The sequence below is a fragment of the Mycolicibacter acidiphilus genome (assembly GCF_018455725.1).
Lineage (GTDB): Bacteria > Actinomycetota > Actinomycetes > Mycobacteriales > Mycobacteriaceae > Mycobacterium > Mycobacterium acidiphilum.
In genome coordinates this window covers 154839-181169 of sequence record NZ_JAHCLR010000005.1, presented here as the reverse complement: position 1 = coordinate 181169, position 26331 = coordinate 154839, and the positions used below count along the sequence as shown (strand labels likewise).

The 26331-nt window shown below is 70.6% G+C and carries 29 protein-coding genes; 11 read left to right on the top strand and 18 right to left on the bottom strand.

What is annotated here, in order from left to right; all coding sequences use genetic code 11:
• Positions 1-699 (bottom strand): PGRS repeat-containing protein (locus KIH27_RS04960; RefSeq protein WP_372451300.1); only part of this gene is annotated, 699 nt, incomplete at its 3' end.
• A 136-nt stretch (positions 700-835) separates the two neighbouring features.
• Entirely contained in the window at positions 836-2167 is a 1332-nt protein-coding gene (locus KIH27_RS22940; protein WP_214091811.1) for a PPE family protein, SVP subgroup, read from the bottom strand.
• Positions 2168-2373: 206 nt separating this feature from the next.
• Here KIH27_RS22940 and KIH27_RS04950 point away from each other — a divergent pair, with 206 nt between their 5' ends.
• Genes KIH27_RS04950 through KIH27_RS04940 form a run of 3 tightly spaced genes read left to right on the top strand, consistent with a single transcriptional unit; the run spans position 2374 to position 5324 of the window.
• Positions 2374-3417, top strand: a complete 1044-nt coding sequence (locus KIH27_RS04950) for an ABC transporter permease (protein ID WP_214091827.1) — start codon at positions 2374-2376, stop codon at positions 3415-3417.
• A gap of 3 nt (positions 3418-3420) precedes the next feature.
• On the top strand, positions 3421-4434 hold the full coding sequence (locus tag KIH27_RS04945) for an ABC transporter ATP-binding protein (protein ID WP_214091810.1): 1014 nt from the start codon (positions 3421-3423) through the stop codon (positions 4432-4434).
• Between the two features lie 41 nt (positions 4435-4475).
• Positions 4476-5324: an alpha/beta hydrolase gene (locus tag KIH27_RS04940; RefSeq protein ID WP_284144686.1), complete on the top strand. Its 849-nt coding sequence runs from the start codon at positions 4476-4478 to the stop codon at positions 5322-5324.
• A gap of 63 nt (positions 5325-5387) precedes the next feature.
• Here KIH27_RS04940 and KIH27_RS04935 read toward each other — a convergent pair whose 3' ends face one another.
• From KIH27_RS04935 to KIH27_RS04895, 9 genes are all read right to left on the bottom strand, one after another.
• Complete coding sequence (locus tag KIH27_RS04935) at positions 5388-7478, bottom strand: heavy metal translocating P-type ATPase (protein ID WP_214091826.1); 2091 nt, start codon at positions 7476-7478, stop codon at positions 5388-5390.
• Between the two features lie 48 nt (positions 7479-7526).
• Positions 7527-7844 carry a hypothetical protein gene (locus KIH27_RS04930; protein ID WP_214091808.1) on the bottom strand — a complete coding sequence of 106 codons (318 nt, stop codon included), beginning with the start codon at positions 7842-7844 and terminating at the stop codon, positions 7527-7529.
• Entirely contained in the window at positions 7841-8368 is a 528-nt protein-coding gene (gene mce1N, locus KIH27_RS04925) for a transport-regulating membrane protein Mce1N (protein ID WP_214091807.1), read from the bottom strand. The genes KIH27_RS04930 and mce1N overlap by 4 nt, the downstream gene beginning before the upstream one ends.
• Positions 8369-8440: 72 nt before the next feature.
• Complete coding sequence (locus KIH27_RS04920; RefSeq protein ID WP_214091806.1) at positions 8441-8872, bottom strand: hypothetical protein; 432 nt, start codon at positions 8870-8872, stop codon at positions 8441-8443.
• Positions 8869-9858: a porphobilinogen synthase gene (gene hemB, locus KIH27_RS04915; protein WP_214091805.1), complete on the bottom strand. Its 990-nt coding sequence runs from the start codon at positions 9856-9858 to the stop codon at positions 8869-8871. Before hemB ends, KIH27_RS04920 begins: the two co-directional genes overlap by 4 nt.
• A gap of 76 nt (positions 9859-9934) precedes the next feature.
• A complete protein-coding gene (locus KIH27_RS04910) occupies positions 9935-11659 on the bottom strand; it encodes a bifunctional uroporphyrinogen-III C-methyltransferase/uroporphyrinogen-III synthase (RefSeq protein ID WP_214091804.1) in 1725 nt (574 codons plus the stop codon).
• Between the two features lie 34 nt (positions 11660-11693).
• Entirely contained in the window at positions 11694-12629 is a 936-nt protein-coding gene (gene hemC / locus KIH27_RS04905) for a hydroxymethylbilane synthase (RefSeq protein WP_214091803.1), read from the bottom strand.
• Complete coding sequence (locus tag KIH27_RS04900) at positions 12622-14013, bottom strand: glutamyl-tRNA reductase (protein ID WP_214091802.1); 1392 nt, start codon at positions 14011-14013, stop codon at positions 12622-12624. The genes hemC and KIH27_RS04900 overlap by 8 nt, the downstream gene beginning before the upstream one ends.
• A gap of 116 nt (positions 14014-14129) precedes the next feature.
• Positions 14130-14393, bottom strand: coding sequence for a glutaredoxin family protein (locus KIH27_RS04895; protein WP_214091801.1), 264 nt, complete (start codon positions 14391-14393; stop codon positions 14130-14132).
• Positions 14394-14442: 49 nt separating this feature from the next.
• Here KIH27_RS04895 and KIH27_RS04890 point away from each other — a divergent pair, with 49 nt between their 5' ends.
• The 8 genes from KIH27_RS04890 to KIH27_RS04855 all read left to right on the top strand — a co-directional run bounded on the left by KIH27_RS04890 (position 14443) and on the right by KIH27_RS04855 (position 20647).
• Positions 14443-14895, top strand: coding sequence for a nuclear transport factor 2 family protein (locus KIH27_RS04890; RefSeq protein ID WP_214091800.1), 453 nt, complete (start codon positions 14443-14445; stop codon positions 14893-14895).
• A gap of 50 nt (positions 14896-14945) precedes the next feature.
• Complete coding sequence (locus KIH27_RS04885) at positions 14946-15830, top strand: HAD family hydrolase (protein WP_214091799.1); 885 nt, start codon at positions 14946-14948, stop codon at positions 15828-15830.
• A gap of 41 nt (positions 15831-15871) precedes the next feature.
• Complete coding sequence (locus KIH27_RS04880; protein ID WP_214091798.1) at positions 15872-16159, top strand: hypothetical protein; 288 nt, start codon at positions 15872-15874, stop codon at positions 16157-16159.
• A 3-nt stretch (positions 16160-16162) separates the two neighbouring features.
• Positions 16163-17623 (top strand): hypothetical protein, encoded by a 1461-nt coding sequence (locus KIH27_RS04875; RefSeq protein ID WP_214091797.1) that lies wholly within the window; start codon positions 16163-16165, stop codon positions 17621-17623.
• Complete coding sequence (locus tag KIH27_RS04870) at positions 17620-18225, top strand: hypothetical protein (RefSeq protein ID WP_214091796.1); 606 nt, start codon at positions 17620-17622, stop codon at positions 18223-18225. The genes KIH27_RS04875 and KIH27_RS04870 overlap by 4 nt, the downstream gene beginning before the upstream one ends.
• 145 nt (positions 18226-18370) lie before the next feature.
• Positions 18371-18886, top strand: coding sequence for a hypothetical protein (locus KIH27_RS04865; RefSeq protein WP_214091795.1), 516 nt, complete (start codon positions 18371-18373; stop codon positions 18884-18886).
• A gap of 82 nt (positions 18887-18968) precedes the next feature.
• A complete protein-coding gene (locus KIH27_RS04860) occupies positions 18969-20072 on the top strand; it encodes a hypothetical protein (protein WP_214091794.1) in 1104 nt (367 codons plus the stop codon).
• 47 nt (positions 20073-20119) lie between these two features.
• Positions 20120-20647, top strand: a complete 528-nt coding sequence (locus KIH27_RS04855; protein ID WP_214091793.1) for an FAS1-like dehydratase domain-containing protein — start codon at positions 20120-20122, stop codon at positions 20645-20647.
• An 81-nt stretch (positions 20648-20728) separates the two neighbouring features.
• Here the strand turns inward: KIH27_RS04855 and KIH27_RS04850 are convergent, their stop codons facing one another.
• From KIH27_RS04850 to KIH27_RS04820, 7 genes are all read right to left on the bottom strand, one after another.
• Positions 20729-21724, bottom strand: a complete 996-nt coding sequence (locus KIH27_RS04850; RefSeq protein ID WP_250149599.1) for a lysophospholipid acyltransferase family protein — start codon at positions 21722-21724, stop codon at positions 20729-20731.
• Positions 21725-21761: 37 nt separating this feature from the next.
• Positions 21762-22877 (bottom strand): SDR family oxidoreductase, encoded by a 1116-nt coding sequence (locus KIH27_RS04845; protein ID WP_214091791.1) that lies wholly within the window; start codon positions 22875-22877, stop codon positions 21762-21764.
• Between the two features lie 74 nt (positions 22878-22951).
• Positions 22952-23053, bottom strand: coding sequence for a 30S ribosomal protein bS22 (locus KIH27_RS04840; protein WP_003402602.1), 102 nt, complete (start codon positions 23051-23053; stop codon positions 22952-22954).
• A gap of 186 nt (positions 23054-23239) precedes the next feature.
• Entirely contained in the window at positions 23240-23500 is a 261-nt protein-coding gene (locus tag KIH27_RS04835) for a helix-turn-helix domain-containing protein (RefSeq protein ID WP_214091790.1), read from the bottom strand.
• 139 nt (positions 23501-23639) lie between these two features.
• Positions 23640-24488, bottom strand: a complete 849-nt coding sequence (gene proC, locus KIH27_RS04830) for a pyrroline-5-carboxylate reductase (RefSeq protein WP_214091789.1) — start codon at positions 24486-24488, stop codon at positions 23640-23642.
• A 145-nt stretch (positions 24489-24633) separates the two neighbouring features.
• Positions 24634-25473, bottom strand: coding sequence for a thioesterase family protein (locus KIH27_RS04825; RefSeq protein WP_214091788.1), 840 nt, complete (start codon positions 25471-25473; stop codon positions 24634-24636).
• A gap of 7 nt (positions 25474-25480) precedes the next feature.
• Positions 25481-26323: a sugar phosphate isomerase/epimerase family protein gene (locus tag KIH27_RS04820; RefSeq protein ID WP_214091787.1), complete on the bottom strand. Its 843-nt coding sequence runs from the start codon at positions 26321-26323 to the stop codon at positions 25481-25483.
• Positions 26324-26331 lie beyond the last annotated feature (8 nt).

Genomic DNA, 26331 nt, shown 5'->3' with positions numbered 1-26331 from the left:
GCCGCCGTCGCCGCCCGCGCCACCGCTGCCCAGGATCGTGCCGCCGAGGCCGCCCGCACCGCCGTCGAGGCCGTGGCCGTCGGCGGCGGTGCCGCCCTCGCCGCCGGCGCCGCCGTTGCCGAACATGCCGGCGTCGCCGCCGGTCCCACCGTTGGCTGCCACGGTGGTGACCGTGTCGCCGTCGAGGGAGGTGGCGTTGAAGCCGTTGCCGCCGTCGCCGAACAGCCAACCGCCGTCGCCGCCGTCCGGGTGCTCGAAGGTGCCGGCGACGCCGTTGCAGATCAGCCCGCAGTGCCCGTCGATGGCGAACGCGGTGTTGATGATCGGGTCGATCGCCTGACCGAACGGGCTGCTGATCCACTCCTCGCCGAGGTCATGGATCGTCGGGTACACCAGGGCCTGCACCGCGCCGGCCAGTACGGCCTCGCCCGCCGAGATGTAGGTGTAGATCGAGTTCACCATCAGGTCGAAGGTCTCCGACGGGTCGCCGGCCGCGGCGATGCCGGACAGGTCCACATCGCCCAGACCGGGGTCGGTGAGGCTCAGCGCGGCCGGGTCGGCGGTCTGGCTGACGGCGTCGATGATCGGCTGCAGCCAGTCATCGGCCTCGGCGTGCGCGGGAACCGCCCCGACCAGCGGCGTCATCCCCAGCGCGAGGAACGTGCCGATACGACTCTTCTTGACCTGACGACCTGCCACTCCCCGACCCTCCTGCGACCACAACCGATAAACGGGGAGCTTAATCACGTCGACCGGGAGCCACAAGCGCGGGACGAAGTCACCGACAATCGTCGCAAATGCGGAATGAATACCGGAACGTTTCCGCGCTTGCCGGTCAGCGCCCCAGCAGCCGGAGCTTCTGTTCGTTGTACTCGTCGGCGCTGATCAGCCCGCGGTCGCGCAGGTCGGCGAACTCCCTGATCTCCGCGGCGATGCCCATCACGGTCGGTTCGGGTGCCGGTGCGTCCGGGTCGGGCTCCGCACCGGCAGCCCCGGCCGCCGCCCGCACCCGCTGCGGGGCGGCAACCGCTGCCTTCTCGCCCTGCGTGCGGCTGACCGACCCGGCCAGTGCACTGCCGCCCATCCCGGCGAGCCCCATCTGGCTGAACGCCTGGCCCAGCCCGGCCGCCGACGCGCCCGGCACCGCACCGGCGCCGGCCGCCGGGCCGGCCAGCGGCGTCGTGTAGGACAGGCTGCGGATCTCCGGGGCGGTCGCCGCCCAGCTGATCGGCACCGACAGCCGCCCGACCGAGAGCGCGTCCCCCAGGCCGGCCGCCATCGGAGCCGACCAGCCCACCGCGCCGGCCGGCCGCGACGGCGTCAGCGGCGAGAACAGGTCGATGGCGTGCAGGATGTCGTAGGCGATGTCCTGAGTGCGGTCCTCGGAGTTGAGGATCTCCCGGGTGCTGCCGTCCGCGGCCGCCCACGCCGCCGCGGACAGGCCCACGCTCAGCGCCGACAGGACGTTCACCCCGGCGAGGTCGGAGAAGCTGGGCAGGGTGAACAGATCCTCGATGCCCTGCGCCGACCCGGCGACCGCGGCCGGGGCGACGTGCTGGGCGAGCTGTGACAGGGCGGTCTGCGCCGCGGAGCCGACAGCGTTCTGGGCGGTCGCCGCGGCCTGGTGGGCCGGGCCGTCCGGCCGGGTGGTCTGCGGCGGTGGACTGAACGCGCCCAGCTGCGCGGCGGGCACCGCGGCTGCGGCGTAGCCGTACATGGCGGCGGCGTCCTGCGCCCACATCTCGCCGTACAGCGCTTCCAGGGCGGCGATCGCCAGGGTGTGCTGCCCGAACACGTTGGTGGCGCTGAGCACTTCGACGTTGGCCCGGTTGGTAGCGACCGCCGACGGCGGCACGGTCATCGCGAACGCCGCGTCGTAGGCCGCGGCGGCGGCGTTGGCCTGGGCCGCGGTCTGCTCAGCCTGCCCCGCGGTGCCGGACAGCCAGCCCACGTACGGGGTGACCGCCGCGGCCAGCGCCTGCGACGAGGGTCCGAGCCACGCCTGCTCGGTCAGTTCGGCGATCACCGACTCATAGGCGGCGGCCACCGCCTGCAACTCACCGGCCAGCCCACTCCACGCGGCCGCCGCGGCCCGCAGCGGCGCCGAACCCGGTCCGGAATACATCCGGATCGAGTTGACCTCCGGCGGAATCGCGGCGAAATCCATCGGCTCAGCCCCGGCCCGACGGCGGCATGCGCTGCGTCATGGGCTGCTCCTCGATGCGAACGGGCGTACCAGAACCGTCGTCATCACATTTGTAACCGAAAAGTCGACCTTCTACCAGCGATTTCACATTTAATCCGGTTCGTGGCGGGCGACCCCGGCGGGACCCCGGTCACACTCCTCCGCTGGGATACCATGCGCGCGTGCGGATGCTGATGACCGCGTTGCGGGACCTGCAGTGGCGACTTCGCCGCTTCATCGTCGCCGCCGTCGGCACGGGCCTGGTCTTCGCCCTGACCCTGGTGCTGGCCGGCCTGACGCACGGCTTCCGGGTGGAGGCGAAGAACGTCGTCGACGCGCTGGGCATCGACACCTATCTGATCCAGACCGCGGCGGTCGGGCCGTTCATGGGCTCGTCACGGTTCGCCGAGTCCGAGGCCAACGTCATCGCCAAGCTGCCCGGCGTGCAGACCGCGCTGCCGGTGGTCTACGGCAACACGATCCTCGACGACGGCGCCGTGCCGCAGAACGTGAACATCTACGGGGTGCCGGCGTCGGCGATGCCGCCGATCAAGTCCGGCCGCGCCCCGAGCCACCCCGACGAGATCGCCATGTCCACCACCTTGAAGCGGGCGGTCGGCGACGAGGTCAAACTCGGCACAACCACCCTGCACATCGTCGGGCTGGTGGAGAAGTCGACGACGCTGGCCGGCCAGCCCAACGCGTTCCTGAGCGTCGTCGGCGCCCAGCAGTTGATGTACTCCGGGCAGCCGGTGGTCTCCGCGATCGGCCTGCGCGGCCTGCCCGACCAGATGCCGGAGGGCTACCGGACGGTGGACCGCACCGGGGCGATCGACGACATGGTGCGGCCGCTGGCCGGGGCGCAGATGGCGCTGTCCTACATGTCGGTGCTGCTGTGGGGGGTCGCCGGGCTGATCGTCGGGTCGTTGATCTACCTGTCGGCGCTGGAGCGCACCCGCGACTTCGCGGTGTTCAAGGCGCTCGGGGTGACGACCGGGATGGTGCTGTCCGGGCTGGCGCTGCAGTCGGTGGTGGTCGCGGTGGCCGCGGCGCTATTGGGCGGGGTGCTGGCGGTGGCGATGGGCCCGGCGTTCCCGATGCTGGTGGCGGTGACCGGATCGTCGTTCGCGCTGCTGATGCTGACCGCGGTGGTCATCGGTCTGCTGGCCAGCCTGGCCGGGTTGCGACACGCGGTGACCGTCGACCCGGTGATGGCGTTCGGGGGGCCGTAGCGGATGGGCGACCTGCGCATCACCGACCTGGTGATCGAATACCCGAGCAGCGGCGGTGGCGAACCGGTGCGGCCGATCAACGGACTGAACCTGCAGGTTCCGTCCGGCTCGCTGGTGGTGCTGCTCGGGCCCAGCGGCTGCGGCAAGACCACGCTGCTGTCCTGCCTGGGCGGCATCCTCAGCCCGACCAGCGGCCAGATCCAGTTCGGGGCCACCGACGTCACCGGCCTGGGCCGGCGCGACCTGACCGGCTACCGGCGCCGCACGGTGGGCATCGTGTTCCAGGCGTTCAACCTGGTGCCCAGCCTGACCGCGCTGGAGAACGTGATGGTGCCGATGTGGGCGGCCGGGTGGACGCAGTGGCAGGCGAGCGAACGCGCCCGCGAACTGCTCACCCAGGTCGGCCTGGCCGACCGCACCGAGCACCGGCCCGGCCAGCTCAGCGGCGGCCAGCAGCAGCGGGTGGCGGTGGCGCGGGCGCTGGCGCTGGATCCCCCGCTGATCCTGGCCGACGAACCCACCGCGCAACTGGACTTCGTCCGCGCCGAGGAGGTGGTGCGGCTGCTGCGGACCCTGGCCGCCGGCGACCGCGTCGTCGTCGTCGCCACCCACGACAGCCGGGTGGTGCCGCTCGCCGACATCGTGATCGACCTCAACACGGGCCCGCGCACCACCCACCCGACCGGTCCGACCACGTTCGCCCCGCCCACGCAGTCGGCACCGCAGGGTCCGCCGCCGGCACCGGTGCGGCTGACCCGGGGCGCGGTACTGCTCGACCAGGCCAGCATCGAGGACCTGATCTATGTCGTCACCGACGGCGAGGTGGAGATCGCCCCGGAGTCGGCGGGCAGCGCCGGCGGACTGCTGAAGATCGGCAAGCCCGGCGACTACGACGGCGACCTGGGGCCGATGGTCCGCATCCCGCACGGCGCTTCGGTGCGCACCCCCAGCGAGGCCACCGTCGTCAGCTACACCGTGGAGGCGTTCCGCGAACAGTACGGACCGCCACCGGCCTGAAACGGCGTGGCTGTGCGGCGTGATCGAGGCCGCGGGCGATGATGGTGGGCATGCCTGAACTGAACCGTCGTACCGCGCTGCGTCTCGGCGCCGGGGTGGCGGGGGCGTTCGCGGCGGGCGCACTGGCCGGCCCATTCCGCTCGTCGGCGGCACCGGCCCCGACCGATCAGTCGGCGTCCGGCAGTGTCTGGCCGACCCGGGAATCCGGGACGTTCGTCTCCGCGGCCCGCGGCGGCCTGGAGACCAACTGGATCATCGCCCGTCCGCCCGGTCAGACGGCGCCGCTGCGGCCGGTGATCGCCCTGCACTGCAAGGACGGCGACGCCAACTGGGTGATGGACCTCGGGGTGGAGGAGCAGCTGGCGCAGCTGGCGGCGGCCGGGCGGCCGCCGTTCGCGGTGGTGGCCGTCGACGGCGGCAACACCTACTGGCGCCGGCACGCCAACGGCACCGACTCCGGGGCGATGGTGCTGTCCGAGTTGATCCCGATGCTGGCCACCAAGAACATCGACACCTCGCGGGTGGGGTTCATGGGCTGGTCGATGGGCGGCTACGGTTCGCTGCTGCTCGGCACCCGCCTCGGTCCGGCCCGCACCGCCGGGATCTGCGCGATCAGCCCGTCGCTGTACCTGACCTACTTCGGGGCGCCGCCGGGGGCGTTCGACAGCGTCGACGACTTTCGGACCAGCTCGGCCTACAGCCTGATCCCGCAGCTGGCGCCGATCCCGCTGCGGGTGGACTGCGGCACCTCCGACCCGTTCTACCCGGCGACCAGCCAGTTCGTCAGCCGGCTCAATCCGCGCCCGGCGGGCGGCTTCTCCCCCGGCGGGCACGACGTCGACTACTGGCGGGCGCAGCTGCCCGGCGAACTGGCCTGGCTCGACTCGTGACCCCCACCCCCGTGCGATTTCGGCGCGTTTCGGCGCGCTGAGCGGGACGAAACGCGCCGAAATCTACGAGAACCGGCGCAGCCGGAGGCTGTTGGTGACGACCAGCACCGACGAGAACGCCATCGCCGCGCCGGCGATCATCGGGTTGAGCAGGCCGGCGGCGGCCAGCGGGATCGCCGCGACGTTGTAGCCGAACGCCCACACCAGGTTCTGCCGGATGATCCGCAGCGTGCGCGCCGACAGCCGCAGCGCGGTCGGCACCGTGCGCAGGTCGCCGCGGACCAGGGTCAGGTCGCCGGCCTCGATGGCGGCGTCGGTGCCGGTGCCCATCGCCATCCCGATGTCGGCGGTGGCCAGCGCGACCGAGTCGTTGACGCCGTCGCCGACCATCGCCACCCGCCGGCCCTTCGCCTGCAGCCGCTTGACGACGTCGGCCTTGTCGGTGGGCAGCACGTCGGCGATCACGTTCGCCGGGTCGATCCCGACGTCCTTGGCCACCTTGCGGGCCACCGTGCCGCCGTCACCGGTGAGCAGCATCGGGGTGATGCCCATCGCCTGCAGTGTCGCCACGGCGTCGGCGCTGGTCTCCCGCACGGTGTCGGTCAGCGTGATCGTGCCGCGCTCCTTGCCCGCCCAGGACACGTCGATCGCGGTGCCGGTCTCGTGGGCTGCCGACGAGCGGGTGACGTCGACCTGCACGCCGTCGACCATCCCGGTCACGCCGTGGCCGGGCCGATTGGCGAAGTCGGTCACCTTCGGGACGGCCACCCCGGTGGCCTTCGCGGCGGCGACGACGGCGGCGGCGATCGGGTGCTCGGACCCGGATTCGACGGCCGCGGCCCAGCCCAGCACGGTGTTGGGGTCCTCGCCCCGGTTGACAGCCAGGTTGCCGACCATCATCACCCCGGTGGTGACGGTGCCGGTCTTGTCCAGCAGCACGGTGTCGATGCCGTGCACGTTCTCCAGGGCCCGCGGGTCCTTGATCAGGATGCCCAACTGGGCGCCGCGGCCGGTGCCGACCAGGATCGCGGTCGGGGTGGCCAGGCCGAGTGCGCACGGGCAGGCGATGATCAGCACCGCCACCGCCGCGGTGAACGCCGCCGTGACGGGCTGCCCGGCCACCAGCCAGCCGGCCAGGGTGAGCGCCGCGATCACCAGCACCGCCGGCACGAACACCGCCGACACCCGATCGGCCAGCCGCTGCACCGCGGCCTTGCCGTTCTGGGCGTCGGTGACCAGCTTGCCCATCCGGGCCAACTGCGTGTCGGCGCCGACCTTGGTGGCGCGCACCAGCACCAGCCCGTAGGTGTTCAGCGCCCCGCAGAGCACCGCATCGCCCTCGGCGACATCGACCGGCAGCGATTCACCGGTCAGCGCGGAGGTGTCCAGCGCGGTGCTGCCGTCGACGACGACCCCGTCGGTGGCGATCCGCTCACCGGGCCGCACCACGATCACGTGCCCGACGGCCAGGTCGGCGATCGGCACCCGCACCTCGGCGAGCTTACCGTCCTCGCCACGCCGCATCACCGCGGCGTCCTTGGCGCCCAGTTCCAGCAGCGCCGCCAGCGCCGCACCCGCGGAGCGTTTGGCGTGCGACTCGGCGTAGCGGCCGGCCAGCAGGAACACCGTCACCACGGCGGCCACCTCGAAGTACACGTGACCTTCCCCGAAGGCGTAGCCGGTGCTGACCGCGACCGCCGACCACAGGTAGGCGGCCAGGGTGCCTAGCGAGACCAGGGTGTCCATCGTGGAGGCGCCGTGTGCGGCGTTGCGCACCGCTGCCCGGTGGAACCGGTAGCCGCCCCAGAACACCACCGGCGTCGTCAGCGCGAACACCAGCCACTGCCAGCCGCCGAACTGCCAGGCCCGCACCATCGACAGCGCCACCACCGGCACGCTCAGCAGTGTCGAACCGATCAGCCGGGGCAGCAGGCCGTCCCCGGGTTCGGCGGCGGGTTCGGCGCCCGCGGGATCGGCCCCGATGACCGAGGCCTGGTAGCCGGCGGACTCCACCGCCCGCACCAGGTCCGCCGGCGTCACCCCGGATTCGTGTTCGACGTGGGCGCGCTCCACCGCCAGGTTCACCGTGGCGTGCACGCCGTCGAGGGCGTTCAGCCCTTTCTCCACCCGCGCCGCACAGGAGGCACAGGTCATTCCGCGCAGTTCGAGGTCGGTGGTGGTCACCCCGCCGATAATACCCCCCTAGGGTATTTTGACGGTTGTGTCGACGCTCACACCCGCGGTGCTCACCGCGGCGGGAAGTGTTCGGCGCCGCACCACCACGGCCCGCCGGACACGCGCCGCCGCGACCACCACCAGCACCCCGGCGGCGGTGGCCAGCAGCAGGGACAGCGCCAGCAGCGGCGGCCGGAACGCCACCGAAGAGGTCACCGGCTCGCCGTCGATCACCGGCGCGACCAGCACCCGGTAGCGGACGTGCGACCAGGCCGCCGCGGAGCACAGCGCCGCCACGCCCGCCAGGGCCAGTTCGACGGCGGCGCGGGCGCCGGGCCGGCTCACTCCGGCTCCCCGTCGTCGATCGCGGTGAAGTCGGACGGTTCGAGGAACCCGTAGCGCTCCTGCACCAGCGGCGTCAGCGCCGCCCGCAGCGCGCGGTGGTTGTGCGCCCAGGCCTGGACGGTGCGTTTGTCCTTGAGCCGCAGCCCGATACCCGTCCGGCGGACCGGCACGCCGCTGAGCTCCCCCAGCGCCCTGGCCTCCTGCCACTTCTCCGGCTCACCCCGGCGCCAGTTGCTGGGCCGGCCCGCCTCCGGGTAGACCAGCACGATGTCGTCGACCGCGATGGTCTCGGTGCCCTCCCGCAGCGTCTGCTCGGTGAGCTCCACCGAGGCGTGCACGCGCGTCGCCGCCACCTGCAACCCCACGAAGCCGGAGACCACCACCAGGAACACGAGCGGGATCAGCGGTCGCCAACCGTACCCGCCGGCGTGCTGCAGCAGCAGCATCGTCACCGCGGCGGCCGGGCCGAGCAGCACCCAGGCCCAGCTGGCGCCGCTTTCGTGGAACAGTCGCGCGTCGCTCACCTGTGCCCCGCCCCGCGGTGCGAACCGTCCAGAATCACGCCCGTCAGTCTGCCTGACCCGGCGCGCAACCGCTCACCGGGTGAAATACTCCTGCGCGGCGGCCCGGTGCAGCACCAGGACGCCGCCGCCGATCAGCACCGACCCGACGATGCCGGTCACCGCCGTCGTCAGCGCGACGGCCGGCCGGGGGTCGGCCTCGGACAGCGAGTTCAGCGCGGACACCACCGCCGCGATGCCACCGCCGGTCAGCACCGTGCGCGCCCACCGGTAGCCGGAGCGCATCAGCATCAGGAACGTCAGCACCACGACGACCATCACCACCGCAGTCAGTCCGACGATCGGGTAGAAGACGGGGTTGCCGGTGGCTTCCGGTGACGTCAGCAGGTTCACCGCGTAGCCGGTCGTCATCAGCGGCAGCGCCGCCGCCCACAGCCAGAAGCCGGTGTCGACGTCGGCGGGCCGGGTCCGGGCGGGCGGCGGGGGTTGCTGAGCCGGGCCGGTCATGCCAGCCAGTCGGCGGCTTCGGCCGCCCAGTAGGTCAGCACGATGTCGGCACCGGCGCGGCGGATGCTGATCAGCGACTCCAGTGCGGCGGCCCGCCCGTCCACCCAGCCGTTGGCGGCCGCGGCGGCGATCATCGAGTACTCCCCGGACACCTGGTAGGCGGCCACCGGCACCGGGGACATCTCGGCGGCGGCGGCGACCACATCCAGGTAGCCCAGGGCGGGTTTGACCATCACGATGTCGGCGCCCTCGTCCAAGTCGAGGACGATCTCGCGGCGCGCCTCGCGGGCGTTGCCGGGCTCCTGCTGGTAGGTGCGACGGTCCCCGGTCAGGGTGGAGTCCACCGCGTCGCGGAACGGCCCGTAGAACGCCGACGCGAACTTCGCGGCGTAGGCCAGGATCACCGTGTCGACGTGCCCGGCGGCGTCCAGCCCGTCCCGGATCGCCGCGACCTGGCCGTCCATCATGCCGCTGGGCCCCACCACCTGCGCGCCTGAATCAGCTTGGGCGACCGCCAGTTCCACGTAGCGGGCCAGGGTGGCGTCGTTGTCCACCCGGCCTTGAGCGTCCAGCACCCCGCAGTGGCCGTGGTCGGTGAACTCGTCCAGGCAGGTGTCGGCCATCAGCACGGTCGCGTCGCCGAGATCTTTCGCGAGGTCACGCAGTGCGGTGTTGAGCACGCCCTCGGGGTGGGTGCCGACGGTGCCTGCGGCGTCCTTGTCGTCAGCGTGCGGCACCCCGAACAGCATCAGTCCGCCGACCCCGGCGGTCACCGCATCCGAAGCGGCGGCCCGCAGCGAGTCCCGGGTGTGCTGGTACACCCCGGGCATGGACGGAATGGGCTTGGGCCCGTCGATGCCGTCGGCGACGAACATCGGCAGCACCAGATGCCGTGGCTCCAAGGAGGTCTGCGCCACCAGTCGGCGCAGCGCCGGGGTGGAGCGCAGCCGGCGCGGCCGCTGCCGCGGGTAGCCGCCGAGAGTCATCTCGCGTTGACTCTGCGTTGACGGCGGCGGTTACTCACACTTTTCCGCCGTGCGCGCAGAGTCAACGCGACGGCGATCACCGCCGGCGGCTCTTCTTACGCGGCGGGGGCAGCGCGCCCTCGGCCCGCAGCCTTGCGGCGTGCTCGGCGAGCGCGTCGACCAGCGGACCGATCGCCGCGGTCTCCGGCTGCACGTCCACCCGCAGGCCGAACTCCGCGGCGGTCTCCGCGGTCTTCGGGCCGATGCAGGCCACGATGGTCCGGGTGTGCGGCTTGCCGGCGATGCCGACCAGGTTGCGCACCGTCGACGACGACGTGAAGCAGACCGCGTCGAACCCGCCGGTCTTGATCATCTCGCGGATGTTGGCCGGCGGCGGTGCCGCCCGCACGGTGCGGTAGGCGGTGACGTCCTCGATCTCCCAGCCGCGGTCGCGCAGCCCCTCGGCCAGCGTCTCGGTGGCGATGTCGGCGCGCGGCAGCAGCACCCGGTTCACCGGGTCGAAGATCTCGTCGTAGTCCGGGAATTCGTCGAGCAGTCCCAGCGACGACTGCTCGCCGGCCGGTACCAGTTCCGGGCTGACCCCGAAGGCGCGGACCCGCTCGGCGGTGGCCTCGCCGACGCAGGCGATCTTCACCCCGGAGAACGCCCGGGCGTCCAGACCGAACTCGGCGAACTTCTCCCACACGGCGCGCACGGCGTTGGTCGAGGTGAACACCACCCACTGGTAGCGGCCGTCCACCAGACCCTTGACGGCCCGCTCCATCTGGGCGGGGCTGCGCGGCGGCTCGACGGCGATGGTCGGCACCTCGATCGGAAGTGCGCCGTGTCCGACCAGCCGGTCGCTCATCTCACCGGCCTGGTCCTTGGTGCGCGGCACCAGAATGGTCCAGCCGTACAGCGCGCGACTCTCCCACCAGTTCAGCTTGGACCGGTTGCTGACGGTCTTGCCGATCGTCACCACCAGCGGGCCGGCGCTGGTCTCCTGCCCGTTCGGCGAGATCACCGGGTCGATCGGCGCCAGCGCCGACGCCTCGGTCAGGCCGCCCAGGCTGGACTCCAGCGAGCGCTGCGAGCAGGTGGTGCCCGACGTGGTGACGACGCACGGGGTGGCGTCGGACAGCCCGTATTCGATCAGGGTGCGGGCCGCGTCCGGCAGGTGCGACGTGGTGGCCTGCAGGATCAGCGGCCCCGGGGCCGCGGCCAGCGCCGCCCAGTCCACCTGGGGGTCGCGCACGTCGGCGACGGTGTGCGACGAGCCGAGCGGCAGACCGGCGTAGGTCGGCACCGCGCTGGTGGCGGGCAGCCCGGGCACGATCTCGAAGTGCAGCTGGGTGCGCGCCACCGCGTTCACCTCGGTGATCACCGAGTCGACCGAGAGCGGATCCCCGGCGACCAGGCGCACCACGTCGACGCCGGTCTTGGCCTCGGCGACCAGGATCTTGGCGACCTCGGCCGGCTCGCCCAGCGCCGGGCGGATGTCCGCGCCGCCGGCGGCCGCGGAGGCCTCGGTGTCGGTGTCGTCGGCCGCGGTGTCGTCGTCGGCCGTGGCGTCGGCACCGTCACCGGCGACCGCAGCCGGCTTGCTGTCCGGCAGTGCCGGGCCGACGATCGGCGGCAGGTCGGTGCCGACCAGCGCCAGCACCGCTTCCGGCACGTCGGGGTCGGTGAAGACGCACGCGGCGTTCGTCAGCGCCGTCCGCGCCCGCATCGTCAGCAGGCCCGGGTCACCGGGACCCGAACCGACGAACACAATGCGGCCCGGCTTGGGCTTCTGCCCCCGCACGCTCACTTGGCGAGCCATTCGCTACTCCCAGTCACTTCCCCGCGCGGGTGTTTCACCGCGCGTCCGACATCAGTTCCCGCGCACCCAACTCGAACAGTTCCGCCGCGACCGAGACACCCAGTTCTCGGGCTCGGTCCGGACTGCCGATGCCGGACGCGCGGATCACGTCGGATCCGTCCAGCGCCGCCACGCAACCGCGCAGCGACAGCTCCTCGAAGACATGCCCGTCCTCATCGATGGACTCGACCACCTCGGCGATCGCGCCCACCGGTGCGGAACAACCCGCCTCCAGTTCGGCGAGCAGGGCGCGCTCCGCGGTGGCCGCCCGACGGGTGTCGGCGTCGTCCAACTCCGCCAACACCGCGACCAGTGCGGTATCACCTGCGCGGCATTCGATCGCAAGCGCCCCCTGAGCCGGCGCCGGCAACATCTGCACCGGCTCCAGCGCTTCGGTGACGGCTTCGAGGCGCCCGATCCGGGCCAAACCCGCCCGAGCTACCACGATTGCGTCGAGTTCGCCGCTGCTTACCCTGTTCAACCTGCTGTCTAGGTTGCCTCGTAGGGGGCGAATTTCCAAACCGAGACCCAGTGCTCTAAGCTGTGCGGCCCGCCGGGGCGACGACGTGCCGACGACCGAGCCGGCCGGCAGCTCGCCGAGCACCAACCCGTCGCGCGCCACCAGCGCGTCGCGCGGGTCCTCCCGGGGCGGGATCGCGGCGATGACGAACCGCGGATCCTCGCCGGTCGGCAGATCCTTGTGCGAGTGGACGGCGGCGTCCACGCGGCCGTCGAGGATCGCCTCACGCAGCGCCGCGGTGAACACCCCCACCCCGATCTCGGCGACCGGCGCCGCCGAGCGGTCACCCTCGGTGCTGATGATCACCAGTTCCGCGGGGTGGCCCATCGCGATCAGCGCGTCCCGGATGGTGCCGGCCTGAGTGGTGGCCAGCAGACTGCCGCGGGTGCCGATCCGGATTACCTCAGCCAACGTCGCTACCCGATGAGCCCGGCTCGGTGTTCGGCGTGCCCTGCCCCGGCATGACCGGCAGTTCGCCCGCGCTGGCCACCGCGTCCACGGCGGTCGGGTCGAGCTCGAAGAGCTCCCGCAGCGCCTCGGCGTAGCTGTCGCCGCCGGGTGAGCCGGCCAACTGTTTCACCCGCACGGTGGGGGCGTGCAGCAGCTTGTCGACGACCCTGCGCACGGTGCGCGCCACCTCCTCACGGTGGGCGGTGTCCAGGTCCGGCAGCCGGTGATCCAGCCGCAGCAGTTCGGCGGTGACGACGTCGGCGGCGCGCTGGCGCAGCGCGGTGACGGTGGGGGTGACCTCGGCCATCCGCTGGCCGGCCAGGTAGGTGGCGACCTCGCGGGCGACGATGCCGTGTGCGGCGTCGGTGTCGGACGCGGCCACCTGCACCGACGGCTCGCGCTGAATCCGGTCCATGTCGATGACCACCACGCCCGGCAGCCCGGCGACGGCGGCGTCGACGTCACGCGGCATGCCCAGGTCGCAGATCACCAGCGGCTGGGTGGCCTCGTCGCGGTCGGCACCGACCAGCGCGTGGTGCACGTCGGCCAGTGTCACGACCGGGCTGACCGCACCGGTGCAGCAGACCGCGACGTCGGCGTCGGCCAGCGCGCCGGCCACCCCGTCCAGCGTCAGCGCCTCGGCGGTGATGTCGTACTCCCGGATCTTGCGGGCCAGTCGCTGCGCCCGCGGCAGCGTGCGGTTGACGACGCGGATGTGGCGCACCCCGGCGCGCGCCAGGTGCGCGGCCGACAGTGCGCCCATCGACCCGGCGCCGATCACCACGGCGGTGCGACCCACCAGCGCGTCGGCACCGATCTGGCCGGCGGCGATGTCGAGCGCGACCGAGACCACCGAGGCGCCGGCGGCGTCGATCCCGGTCTCGGAGTGCACCCGCTTACCTACCGACAGCGCCCGCTGGGCGAGTTCGTGCAGTACCCGGCCGACCGTGCTGTTGGCTTCGGCGGAGGCGTAGGCACGGCGCACCTGCCCCAGCACCTGCTGCTCTCCGACGACCGCCGAGTCCAGGCCGCTGGCGACCGAGAACAGGTGCTCGACGGCGGCCTCGCTGTAGCGGACGTAGGCGTATTTGGTCAGGTCGGCCATCGCCATGCCGGAATGCTCGGAGAGCACCTGCCCGATCGCGGACAGGCCGCCGTGGAACGCCTCGACGACGGCGTAGATCTCGACCCGGTTGCAGGTCGACAGAATCATCGCCTCGCTGACCAGCGGCGAGGCGAGCAGCCGATCGACGATCTTGGCCTGGTCCGACTCACCGGTGCTCAGCTGCTCCAGTACCGAGACCGGCGCGCTGCGGTGCGAGACCCCGAAAAGCAGGACGCTCACGGCAATATCACCTGGTCCGATCCTTGCTGTCACCAGTGCACAAACTTCACCCCACGGTAGAGGTTAAGGCGCTGGCCCACCAAATTCGCGCCGATTCGGCGCACCGGCCGCGGCGTTCACCCGCGGGCGGCCAGATCCGCCCGCAGCCGCGGCTCGTCGAGGTCCCAGTAGCTGTGCTCGCGTCCGTCGAGCAGCACCACCGGCAGCCGGTCACCGAACTCCGCGCGCAGCGCCGCATCCCCGGCCGCGGCGGCGGCATCGACGTCGGTGCTGCGCAGGTCGAAGTCGAGTTCGGCGGCGAGCGCGGTGAGTTGGGCGCGCATCGTTTCGCAGACCGCGCAGCCGGCGCGGGTCAGCAGTTCCACCTGGGCGCGGCTCATCCCCCCAGTCTGGCAGGTGCGCACCGGCCGGCTGGGACACACTCGAGGCATGGGCTCCGATGCGGTCGCGATCACCAACCTGCTGTATTCCTACGCCGAGCTGCTGGACGCCGGCGACTTCGACGCGGCCGCAGCGCTGTTCGCGCACGCCCGGATCAAGGTCGACGCCGCCGGCACCCTGATCGACAGCGCCGGGCTGCTCGGCATCTGGCGCCGGCACGTGCGGATCCATCCCGACGGCACCCCGCGCACCAAGCACGTCATCACCAACCCGATCCTGACGATCGACGAGACGGCCGGGACCGCGACCTGCCGGTCGTACTACACGGTGTTCCAGCAGACCGGGACCGTTCCGCTGCAGGCGATCGCGGCCGGGCGCTACCACGACGAGTTCGAACGGGTCGGCGACGCGTGGCGGTTCGCTTTCCGGGATTACTCGATGCTCGACTTCCGAGGTGACCTGCACGATCACCTGACGGCCCCCGACGGCGACGCCCGATAGGGTTGACTTCGGTCGCCCGCGGCGGGCGGCACGGCGGAAGGAGGCGCGGGATGACACCCCCCGGCTCAGACCACACGGGTTACGACGCTCTGGAGGCGCTGACCGCCGACGCCAGCGCCGATCGCGCCCTGGCCGGTGTGCCCGCCACCGCACCGCCACCGGTCGACCTGACCGCCGCGGCGTTCTTCGACGTCGACAACACCCTGGTGCAGGGCTCGTCGATGGTGCACTTCGGCCGGGGGCTGGCTGCGCGCGACTATTTCACCTACCGGGACGTGCTGGGTTTCCTGTACGCGCAGGCCAAGTTTCAGCTCACCGGGCGGGAGAACAGCGAGGACGTCGCCGCCGGGCGGCGCAAGGCGCTGGCGTTCATCGAGGGCCGGCCGACCTCGGAGCTGGTCGACCTGGGCGAGGAGATCTACGACGAGATCATCGCCGACAAGATCTGGCCCGGCACCCGCGAGCTCACCCAGATGCACCTGGACGCCGGTCAGCAGGTGTGGCTGGTCACCGCGACCCCGTACGAGCTGGCCGAGACCATCGCCCGCCGGCTGGGGCTGACCGGTGCGCTGGGCACGGTCGCCGAATCGGTCGACGGGGTGTTCACCGGCCGGCTGGTCGGGGAGATCCTGCACGGTCCCGGCAAGGCGCACGCGGTGCGGTCGCTGGCGATCCGGGAGGGGCTGAACCTGCGCCGCTGCACGGCCTACTCCGACAGCTTCAACGATGTGCCGATGCTGTCGCTGGTCGGCACCGCGGTGGCGATCAACCCCGACGCCGCACTGCGGGAGCTGGCGCGCAAACGCGGCTGGGAGATCCGCGATTTCCGCACCGCCCGTAAGGCCGCCCGGATCGGGGTGCCGTCAGCGCTGGCGCTTGGTGCGGTGGGCGGCGCCCTGGCCGCTGCCCTGGCGCACCGGAACGAGCGCGCGTAGCTTGCTGGGGACCGCGATCCATTGCCTTTAGACTGCTCGGCGTGGAACCGCAACGGGTCAACCCGGTCGGTCTGCGCCAGGCCGCAGGCCACATCGCGGCACTGGGTGACCAACTCACCGGCGCCCAACCAGCACCACCGACTGCTGCTGGCCAGTCGTGGCAATCCAGTATCACTGTCGCGGCCACCGCACGCGCAGGTGCTGTCGCTGACGAAACGACGCTCACCGGCCGGATGCGTGCCACCGCCACCAAAGTTGCGGTGGCCGCCGCGACCTATACCCGCACCGACACCGCCACCGCGTCGACGCTCAGCGGCCAGGTTGTGTAGCCGGTGATCGACGGGTTGCCGAGCCTGGCTGAGATCGAAGCGACCACCGTCGATCACCTCACCGACCTCGCCGACTACCTCACCGCCCAGGCCGCCCGGATCAGACACTGCTTCACCGAGGCCCACGAGATCATCAGCACTGCGCCCTGGCAGGGGCAGGCTTACAACGCCGCCTACCGGCGCTCCGATGCCGATCGGGTCATCGCCGTGCGCGAAGCCGAACAACGCATCACCGCAGCCGGCATCGCCCGCCGCGGTGCTGAGAACATGCTGCTGGCCAGGACCGCCACCCTGGGCGGGGTCGCCGAAGCACGCGCAGCCGGGTTCGAAGTCCGCCAAGACCTCGTGTGCAATGCGCACACCCCCGGCCGCTCCTGGGAGGAGGCGGTACGACTGCAACCACAGGCCAACGAGCTCACCGCCAAAATCCGTGTCCAAGCCGCCAGCATGGTCTACATCGACCAAGACACCACCAGCAAGCTCGCTACCGCCACCGCCAGCTTCGGCACCCTGAAGTTCACCGAAACACCCATCCGCGCCAACAATGGCCACGGCATCCAACTCGTCGACCACACCTGGAAACAAGCCCCATCGGAAGGCCCCACTGAACCAGCCGGCGCAGACGGCGGCGCCGGCCGGCCCTACGACCCCAACCCTAGATATCCGGGTAGGAACAACCTCGGCCACTACACCAAGGGCAACACCGGCAGCGCAGACGGTGCAGCAGCTGCCGAAGAGAGGTTGAAGCAATACGAGAAAGACAACCACACGTCGGTGATCCGCCAGCAGATCAGGGTGGCGATGACTGATCCGAAAACAGGGGAGATCCGGTATCGTTACTACGACGCTCTAGAGCCCCTCCCCGGACACCCCGGCCAGTACCGAGGCATCGAGGTCAAATCCGGCGGGGCCAACTGGACCCCCAGCCAACGAATCTTCGACACAACCGTCTCTCCGAACACGCCAGCCCGAGGAACACTCAACGGTCAACCCGTAGAAGTCATCACGGCTCGAAAGATTGATGCCCCGGCTTTCGTTCCGCCGTCGGTGGCGGGTGCTGATGGGGGTGCCGCCGCGGGAACCGCTACGGGTGGGAGTCCGGCACCGGTTATCAGCCCACAGCCAGCGGGGCCGACGGTCCTGGATCACCCCGCGACTGCGCCGCCTATGCCGCCGCTGGATCACCCTGCCCCGGTCGTGTTGCCGCCCACATCTTCAGAGTTGCCACTGCTGCCGCCGGGCGCTGCGGCGATGCCGCCGGAAAGCTTCGACCTGCTCCCACCGGAGCTGACACAGTTGCCGATCGCCACTGAGCCGCCAGCCGGCACCACGGTCACCTTGCACCCACCGCCGATCAGCGGTCCGACTCCCGAGCAGCTCAAACAAGCCGGCGAAGTCGGTGGCACCACACTGGGCTTCGGTGCCGTCCTGGCATTGCTGGCAACGCTACTTTCACCAACATGACCTCACCAGAACACCCGGGAACGGCAGCTGCGCAGCTGCTCACGACACCTTCGCTCGCAGCCTTGGTGGCCGCTCACGTCGATGACCTGGTCGAACTCGGCTCCGATGATGCCCCCGAATGGGTGACGACCTGCGGAGTACCCCCAGGATGGCGACCGGCCCGCCTGGATAACAGCCCACAACGTCCCGCACGGATCACCGTCTACGGCCACAACCCTGGCCACGGCTGGGCTGGTTGCGAAACCATCAGCGTCTACCGGTTCACCGGCACCCTGCCCGCCGAGGTCATCCACGCCAATGCCGACTGCACCCTGCGCGGCCTGAACGCCCAGAACATCACCACCACGACACTGACGACACCGCCGACACCCGGAGTCACCGCGGTGCGCGCCAGCGGCTACTTCACCGCCGGCCACCGGCGAATCTGGGGCCAGTACAGCACCTACACCACGGCCCCGATACCCGCGGCCGGGCAGGGACTGCTTATCGAACACACCCTGTTCATCGACGCCGACCACCAAGCCGATCTCGCCGACGATATCGCCCGGCTGAGCAACACCATTCACCACACATTCCAGGCCGTCACCGCCACGGCGAGGTGACGACCACCCGGCGGGTCACTGCTGATCCCGCTCGGCGCACCCGTGGGTCCGTCCGGCACCGCGACCAACAGGAGCCGATCACCTGACTGCCGGATCACCGTAGACAGGGTGCGATGTGTCGGACCGAACAGATACATTTGCCGATATGGCCGTCTTTACCCATGTCCTCCAATACAGCAGCGGCCAAGTCTGCTCGTTAGACTGGACCGACCTCGATGAGTTCTCCCGGGTGCTGCGCAGGTTCGACGGTGTCGAGCACTTTGTGCTGCTTTTGTGGGCGCTTCCTCCTGGCATGGATTACAAGGAAGGTGTCGCTGCTGGTGCTGATCGGGAGTACCTGCAAGCACTCGGGCGTGCCGATGCGATGACGGTGGAGATCTGCAAGGCCGGCGGAGCCCAGTGGGGGGTTGATTGGGTGCGCTACGTCATCGGCCACCCGCACGACGGCGATGAGGTTCAGGACGTGCCGATCGTGCTGCCGAGAAGTACCGAAATGCGAAGCCGCCAACAACTTTTCGACGCTGACGAGGCCGCCCAACTGTTCTACAGCTACTACAAGACCGGTGACATCCCACCCGGCTACACGCTCCGCCCCGAGCAGGGCTTCACCAAAGACGGCGGCAACATCGACCTACGTCCCCAGGTATCAGGTCAGCTGTAGCAGCCGGAGGAGCATGGATACGCGATCAGCGGCGAGGCGGGCGTGGTGGGATGCCTTCCGCCCGGCTTGCCGTGGCCGTGGGATGCGGTTCGTCAGTGAGTGCGGGTTCGTGCTCGACGATGTCTACATCACCTCCATCGGCCCGGGGATAGGGGTTGACTCGGAGAACCCGGATCGGCTGCGTATCGGCTGGCGGGTCGACATCAAACCGTTGGCCGTCGACGAGATCCTTTGGACTGCATTTCTGCCCGATGTGGTCTTCGGGCCGAGGATGCGGATCAACCGCCGCATCAACGGCGCCTTCACCGTCTCGTCGCTGCGCGTGCACCGTGGCTCGCGGGATGTTCTGGTGACCGGTGCCCCGGACTGGGAGCCGATCCTCGATGAGTTCGAGCGGGTCCGCGCCGATTTCGTTGCCGCCCACCCGACGCCTGCTGATTACGTGTTAGCGCTGGAGGACTCCCCCGAGCACATCGCCCCCAGCAGCGCTCTCACCCGCATGGTGACGGCGCTGATCGCCGCCGGGCGCACTACCGACGCCGTTGCTGTCGCGGAGGACGCGATAGCCCGTGGTGAGGGCGGGGGGATGTGGTCGGAGGTTGATGTGCTCAAGTACCTGGCGGCCTACGCCAAGGGGCCTGAGGCGTATGCGGCATTCACGGCCAGCCTGCTCCCGACCCACGACTACCAGGTTCTCTACGAGTCCCGGTCGTGCTCGCCCACCGGGTTGAGCCGGGAACACCATCGAGGCAGCATGCGGTTGGAGCTGTCTCGAATGGACGGTTGTGACCCGTGGGCGGTGATCCTGAGTGCCCGCGTTCCTGACGGCGAACCGCAGGCCGCGGCTACCGAGCGATATCTGCAGGCCGCTGGCACAGCCGAGGCGATGGTGATCGAGATCCGTCAACCCGCGCAGGCTGCGGGCGGTGTCGTTTCCGTGCGTTCGGTTCTCGGTCACCGTCACACCGGCACTGCCGAGCGTGACGTCGAAATCGTCCTGCCCAGCAGCACCCAGACGGTGACGCGTCACGAGGTGTTCAGCGCGGATGAAGCCGCGGACCTGTTCGAGGCCTTCTACCGCACCGACACGATCGGCGACGGCTACACACTGCGGCCGGCGGAGGGCTACATCGCCGACGGCAGTCCCTCGTCCACTCCGAACGCACACCCGCACCCCCTGCGCTGATAGGCTTCCGCCGCCGAGCACCACGGCTGAGCGGAGGGCAGACCGGCATGGAAGCGCATACCGAATCGCAGGGGATCATCGGAGCCCATTACCGGTTTCCGGACTATTTCGAGGTCGGCCGGGAGAAGATTCGGGAGTTCGCCCGCTCGGTCAAGGACACTCACCCCGCGCACTTCGACGAGCGCGCCGCGGCCGACGCCGGCTACGACGAACTGGTGGCGTCGCTGACGTTCCTGGCGGTCGCCGGCCGGCAGGTGCAGCTGGAGATCTTCGACAAGTTCGACCTCCCGATCAACATCGCCCGAGTGCTGCACCGCGACCAGAAGTTCACCTTCCACCGGCCGATCAAGGCCGGCGACAAGCTGTACTTCGACACGTACCTCGACTCGGTGATCGAGTCGCACGGCACGGTGGTCAGCGAGGTCCGCAGCGAGGTCACCGACGCCGACGGTAAGCCGGTGGTGACCAGCGTCGTCACCATGCTCGGCGAGTCCGCCAACCAGGACGCCGAGACCGAGGCCAAGACGATCGCCGCGCTCGAGGCGATGCGCGCCAAGGCGCTGGGCAAGAAGTAGCCCGCCCCTCCGGCGAGCGTGCGCAACGCACCGGCGAACCCGCAGGTGGGGCCGGTCAACTCTGCACGGTAGTCGGGAACGTCAGCCGAAGAACATGTTGCGGCGGCCGGCCAGCAGTCGGTACAGGGTCTGCTGGATGGTCTCGCGCACCTGGTCGGTCAGCTCGAAGGTGACCATCGGGTCCTCGGCGGCGCCGGGCTCGTAGTCTGCGGTCTCGATCGGCTCTCCGAAGGCGATGTGCCACTTCGACGGCAGCGGCACCAGCCCGGCCGGGCCGGCCAGCGGGAACAGCGGCGTGACCGGGAAGTACGGCACGCCCAGCAGCCGCGCCAGCAGTTTGACGTCGGCCAGCATCGGGTAGATCTCCTCCGAGCCGACGATCGAGCACGGGATGATCGGCGCCTTGGTGTGCAAGGCCGCGGAGACGAAGCCGCCGCGGCCGAACCGCTGCAGCTTGTAGCGGTCCTTGAACCGCTTGCCCAGCCCCTTGTAACCCTCCGGGAACACCGCGGTCAGCTCCCCGGCGCCCAGCAGCCGGTGCGCGTCGGCCATGCAGGCCACGGTGTGGCCGGCCTTGCGGGCGGCCGGACCGACCACCGGCAGATCGAAGACCAGGTCGGCGCCGAGCATCCGCAGGTCGCGGTGCGAGGGATGCTCGTCGTGCACCGCCACCGACAGCATCAGCGCGTCGATCGGCAGCACCCCGGCGTGGTTGGCGACCACCAGCGCCGGCCCGTCCAGCGGAAGGTTCTCAATGCCGCTGACCTCGACCCGGAACCAGTCCCGGAACAGCACCCGCAGGATCGGCAGCGCGATGGCCTCGTTGAAGTGCGGGTCGAAGCCGAACTCGTCGACCTGGTAGTCCCCGGTGATCCGCTCGCGCAGGAACGTGACGGCCGCGGCGACCCGGCGGGCGAACTCGTTCGGCGACGGCTCGGCGGCCGGCCCGCCGGCGGCGGCGCGCAGCTCATCGATCTCGCGGACGACGGCGGCGATCTGCTCGGCGGAGGCACGCGGCGCCCGGCCCGCGACCGGGCGGCTGTGCCCGCGTGCGGCGCGAGTTGAATTCTTGTGCAGCGGAATCACTTTGGCTTTGGAATCGTCGCCCACGCCGTTATCCTCCCCACACCTTGTTCACGCCGATCTCACCCAGAGCCTGCGCGGCGGCAATGGCGCGCTGCTCCATCGAACGCACCCACTTGGGTTCGATGATCGGATCGAGACCACGACCTCGCACGTAGTCGGCGAACGCCTCAGCGGTGGTCCACTTGGCGCTGTACCCGAGGTCGACTCGCATTCTAGTCGTATCCATCACCCGGCCGAAGCTCAGATAGTCCAGCTGTTCCCGGTTGATCTCGGTGTAGTGGTTGGCCCGTCGCAGCGAGTCCATCAGCCACAGCCCGACCCCGGGCAGCGGCACCGGAACCCGGCCCGCCCGGCGGATCGCCTGCGACATCATGATGATCCCGTCGGCGCCGATGTTGAAGGTGCCGGCCTTACCGGCCATCGTGGCGCGCTCCAGGGCGCCCAGCGCGTCCTGCTCGTGCAGCAGCTGCAGCCGGGCGTCGCGGCCCAGCACCACCGGAACCAGCGGCCCGCCGAGGTAGCGCGAGAGCGCGGTATCCATTGCGGGGCCGATCATGTTGGCCATCCGCAGGATCGTCACCGCGATGTCGGGCCGGCGTCGGCCGAGCCCGCGGGCGTAGCCCTCGATGTCGATGCTGTCGCGGGGAAACCCCGAACTCGGCGGCCGGTGACTGGTGCTGTCCTCGGTGAACAGCACCGGGTCCCGCGAGCACGACCCGTACACCTCCGACGTGGACTTGAGCACCACCCGGCGCACCGACGGCGCCTTCTGGCAGGCGGCGAACAGCTGCATGGCGCCCATCACGTTGAGCTCCTTGAGCGCAGCTCCCCCGCCGGATCGCGGCACGTACGACGCCGCGGCGGCGTGCACCACGGTGTCGACTTCACTGTTCCGAATCACCTTGGCGATGAACGGATTACGGATGTCGGCGCGAACGAACTCGGCGCGCCCCATCCGGCGCAGCATGTCCTTGCTGGGCATCACCGCGTCCACCGCGATGACCCGATTGATCAACGGGTTCTGGGTGAGCCGGGCGGTCAGATAGCCGCCCAGAAACCGGCAGGCACCGGTGACCAGCACGACCTTCGGGTAGTGCCGACTGTCGCTTCGAGTGCTGTCACTGGGGGGGCCGGCCGAATCCACCCCGCCAGCCTAACGGCCACCCCGGAAAAGCAATACCGGGATCTGACCGTCGTGGCGGCGGGGTGTGCGGCGAACTACTTACCGAGTTTTCTGCGCTGCACGCGGGTCCGGCGAAGCAGCTTGCGGTGCTTCTTCTTCGACATGCGCTTGCGCCGCTTCTTGATGACTGAACCCATGAACTCCGCTATCTGCTTCCGCCCGCGCCGCAGGGCGCTGCTCAACTGATCTGATCGACCCGGCCACTTTACCCGGACACCCGAGCAGACCGGAAAACCGGGACCGCACGGTCCCGGGCAGCAGCCAATCCCGGACGTCACCGTGCGGCGACGCCCGGGAGGCTGCTTACCTGTCGACGCCGGGCGTCAGCCCGCGTCGAAGAAGGAGGTCTCCAGCAGGTCGTGCACGGCCTTGGCGTGCACCCGGAAGGACCGCCCCACCCGCACCGCGGGCAACTCGCCGTTGTGCACCAGGCGGTACACCGTCATCTTGCTGACCCGCATCAGCGCGGCCACCTCGGCCACCGTCAGGAATTGCGTCCGACCCTGCTGGTCGCCGGCAGTGGCATCCCGCAGTGGTCTACCGCCAGCCGAATCCCGCGCCGAAGGCCCGTTCATAGACGTCATCGTTACCCATTTCAATCAGGCACGTGCAGTCCCGACGGCTTCCCCTCCGCGGCACCCACACGCACAGACATAGAGGAGAATAGCGGGACGAATGGGGTTATTGCGACTGGTGAGAGCCAATATGTGAAAAATAAGTGAATTACTCTGATGTAATTCTTAGCTGCTCAGAGCGGGTTTTCGCTGCCTGCACGGCCCGGTCCACCGCCGTCCGCAGACCGCCGCTCTCCAGTTCGCGCAGCGCAGCGGCAGTGGTGCCACCGGGCGAGGTCACCATGGCCCGCAGCCGCGCCGCAGTGGTGTCCAGCGCCGGCGCGGAATCACCGCGCTCATCGAGCAGCATCTGCGCCGACCCCGCCATCGTCTGCACGGCCAGATCGGTGGCCACCGGACGGCTCAGCCCGGCCGCCACCCCGGCGTCCACCAGCGCCTCGACCAGCAGGAAGAAATACGCCGGCCCGGAACCGGAGACGGCGGTCACCGCGTCCAGTTGGTCCTCGGGCACGATCGCCGCGCTGCCGACGCACTCGAACAGCTCGGCGACCTGCGTGACCTGCTCGGGCGTGGCGAACCGGCCCCGGCACAGCGCACTGGCCCCGGCCCCCACCTTCACCGGCGTGTTCGGCATCACCCGCACCACGGCAGCACCGGCGGGCAGCTTGGACTCCAGGTAGCCGGTGGTGACGCCGGCGACGATCGTCACCAGCACCGGGTCCGGCTTGTCGCCGGTCGCGCCGGTGACCAGCTTGGCGAACTCGGCGACGACGGTGTCGACGTCCGGCGGCTTGACCGCGACGACGACGACATCCGCGTTCTCCATCGCGTCGGCGACCGTGGTCACCAACACCGAATAGGTGGCGGAGAGCTGCTTGGCCCGCTCCGGGTACTGCTCGGCGACCACCAGGTCCTTGACCGGACGGCCGGCTGCCAGCAAACCGCCCAGCAGGGCCTCTCCCATGTTTCCGCCGCCGATGATCGCGATTCTCGCCATGCCGACCAGCATGTCAGACCCCCGGGCGGTCGCGAGAACGGCGCCAGCCGGGCGACGCGGGCCGCCCGTCGAAGACACCGGGTGATCGCGAGAACGGCGCCAGCCGGGCGCGGCGGGCCGCCCGCAAGAAGCCGGCGGGGAAGCGTTACCGGCCGGGGACCATCGCCAACTGACGGGTCTGCACGACGATCCGGCCCTCGCAGTCGACGACGATGTGGTCCTCGTCGAACCAGTCCTGCCCGATCTGCATAGTGGTGCAGATGACCCGCAGCCAGCCGTCGGCCGGCATCGCCCGCAGGTAGGCGGTGAGCTGCACGGTCGGCGCCCAGCCCATCCGGTTGACCGCGAACGTCACCGGCGCCGAGACGTCGCCGCAGAGCAGCGCGAACAGCACGTCGGGCGCGGCGTCCTTCGGGCGGACCCACATCTCGATCACCGGCGGTCCCCCGTCGGAGCGCGGCCCCAGGGTGGTCAGCGCCGGCCGAATGTCGCAGCCGTGCGCCAGGTGCACGACGTGCTCCATCGGGTGTCCCGGGCCGATCGGCTCCAGGCCCGGCGGCGGCTCCGGGGTCATCAGCGGCACCACCGGGTTCACCGACAGCAGCGGCGGCGCATGGTGTTCCGGCTCACCGAGCGTCACCACCGCATGCACCGCGGTGCGGTCTCCCTGGCTCAGTTCGACGTCGACCACACTGATCCGCCGCCCCCGCTTGCGGAGGAACGTCGTGAGCCGCATCGGACCGGGGTCGGGTGCGCCCAGGTAGCTGGCCGACACCGCCACCGGCTGCTGGACTCCCGCCGCGTCACCGTGCGCGGTGCGGGCGGCGTTCGCGCAGAGCGCCAGCATCGCGCCGCCGTGCACCTTCGGGCCGATCGTCCAGTGCTCGTTGAGCTCACCGGCGAAACTCACGGTGTCGCCGTCGGGACCGCCGCCGTCGAGCACGGTGAGCCGCATCGCGTCGGCGAACAGGGTGGAATCGGTCATCGACAGATCATCGCAGCAGGTGCGTGCGGGCGAACTGCAGCGACTCGGTCAGCAGCGCCTCGCGCTCGTGCGGCGACCGCGCGTGCGAGGTGGTCACCTCCAGCACGACGTGCCCGGTGAAGTCGCCGGCCGCCAGCAGCTGGCAGACCTCGGCGGTCGGCTGGTCGCCGCGGCCGGGCACCAGGTGTTCGTCGGCGGGCAGGCCGCTGCCGTCGCACAGGTGCAGATGCGTCAGGCCCGAACCCATCCGGCGGGCCATCTCCAGCGCGTCGGTGCCCGCGGTCGAGGTGTGCGACAGGTCCAGCGTGTAGTGCGCATGGTTGCCGTCCAGCGGGTCGTAGGACGGTGCGAACGCCGAGATCCCCGGCCCGGGGCCGCCGCCGCGCCGGCGCATCCGCTCCCGGGACTGCTCGGCGCCGAAGAACCGGTCGGTGCGGAACGGGAACATGTTCTCCACCGCCACCGCCACGTCGCTGGCGGCTTCCAGCGCGGCCACCTGGTCGGAGAATCCCTCCGCGTACCGGCGCTGCCAGCGGAACGGCGGGTGCACGACGACGGTCTGGGCGCCGAGCCGCTCGGCGGCCCGGACGCTGCGTTCCAGCTTGGGGATCGGGTTGGATCCCCACACCCGCTGCGAGATCAGCAGGCACGGCGCATGCACGGACAGCACCGGCACCCGGTAGCGCCGGGACAGTTTCCGGACCGCGCCGATGTCCTGGCTGACCGACTCCCCCCACACCATCAGCTCGACGCCGTCGTAGCCGAGTTTCGCGGCGTATTCGAACGCGGCCTCGGTCCGCAGGGGATACACCGATGCGGTCGAGAGTCCGACCTTGATCGCTGGGCGCACGGGACTAA

Excerpts from the sequence above, each read along its gene's own strand:
- KIH27_RS22940 (WP_214091811.1), bottom strand. The coding sequence starts at position 2,167 with ATGGATTTCGCCGCGATTCCGCCGGAGGTCAACTCGATCCGGATGTAT.
- KIH27_RS04950 (WP_214091827.1), top strand. The coding sequence starts at position 2,374 with ATGCTGATGACCGCGTTGCGGGACCTGCAGTGGCGACTTCGCCGCTTC.
- KIH27_RS04945 (WP_214091810.1), top strand. The coding sequence starts at position 3,421 with ATGGGCGACCTGCGCATCACCGACCTGGTGATCGAATACCCGAGCAGC.
- KIH27_RS04940 (WP_284144686.1), top strand. The coding sequence starts at position 4,476 with ATGGTGGGCATGCCTGAACTGAACCGTCGTACCGCGCTGCGTCTCGGC.
- KIH27_RS04935 (WP_214091826.1), bottom strand. The coding sequence starts at position 7,478 with ATGACCTGTGCCTCCTGTGCGGCGCGGGTGGAGAAAGGGCTGAACGCC.
- KIH27_RS04920 (WP_214091806.1), bottom strand. The coding sequence starts at position 8,872 with ATGACCGGCCCGGCTCAGCAACCCCCGCCGCCCGCCCGGACCCGGCCC.
- hemB (WP_214091805.1), bottom strand. The coding sequence starts at position 9,858 with ATGACTCTCGGCGGCTACCCGCGGCAGCGGCCGCGCCGGCTGCGCTCC.
- KIH27_RS04910 (WP_214091804.1), bottom strand. The coding sequence starts at position 11,659 with ATGGCTCGCCAAGTGAGCGTGCGGGGGCAGAAGCCCAAGCCGGGCCGC.
- KIH27_RS04895 (WP_214091801.1), bottom strand. The coding sequence starts at position 14,393 with ATGAGCCGCGCCCAGGTGGAACTGCTGACCCGCGCCGGCTGCGCGGTC.
- KIH27_RS04890 (WP_214091800.1), top strand. The coding sequence starts at position 14,443 with ATGGGCTCCGATGCGGTCGCGATCACCAACCTGCTGTATTCCTACGCC.
- KIH27_RS04885 (WP_214091799.1), top strand. The coding sequence starts at position 14,946 with ATGACACCCCCCGGCTCAGACCACACGGGTTACGACGCTCTGGAGGCG.
- KIH27_RS04870 (WP_214091796.1), top strand. The coding sequence starts at position 17,620 with ATGACCTCACCAGAACACCCGGGAACGGCAGCTGCGCAGCTGCTCACG.
- KIH27_RS04865 (WP_214091795.1), top strand. The coding sequence starts at position 18,371 with ATGGCCGTCTTTACCCATGTCCTCCAATACAGCAGCGGCCAAGTCTGC.
- KIH27_RS04860 (WP_214091794.1), top strand. The coding sequence starts at position 18,969 with ATGCGGTTCGTCAGTGAGTGCGGGTTCGTGCTCGACGATGTCTACATC.
- KIH27_RS04855 (WP_214091793.1), top strand. The coding sequence starts at position 20,120 with ATGGAAGCGCATACCGAATCGCAGGGGATCATCGGAGCCCATTACCGG.
- KIH27_RS04840 (WP_003402602.1), bottom strand. The coding sequence starts at position 23,053 with ATGGGTTCAGTCATCAAGAAGCGGCGCAAGCGCATGTCGAAGAAGAAG.
- KIH27_RS04835 (WP_214091790.1), bottom strand. The coding sequence starts at position 23,500 with ATGACGTCTATGAACGGGCCTTCGGCGCGGGATTCGGCTGGCGGTAGA.
- proC (WP_214091789.1), bottom strand. The coding sequence starts at position 24,488 with ATGGCGAGAATCGCGATCATCGGCGGCGGAAACATGGGAGAGGCCCTG.
- KIH27_RS04825 (WP_214091788.1), bottom strand. The coding sequence starts at position 25,473 with ATGACCGATTCCACCCTGTTCGCCGACGCGATGCGGCTCACCGTGCTC.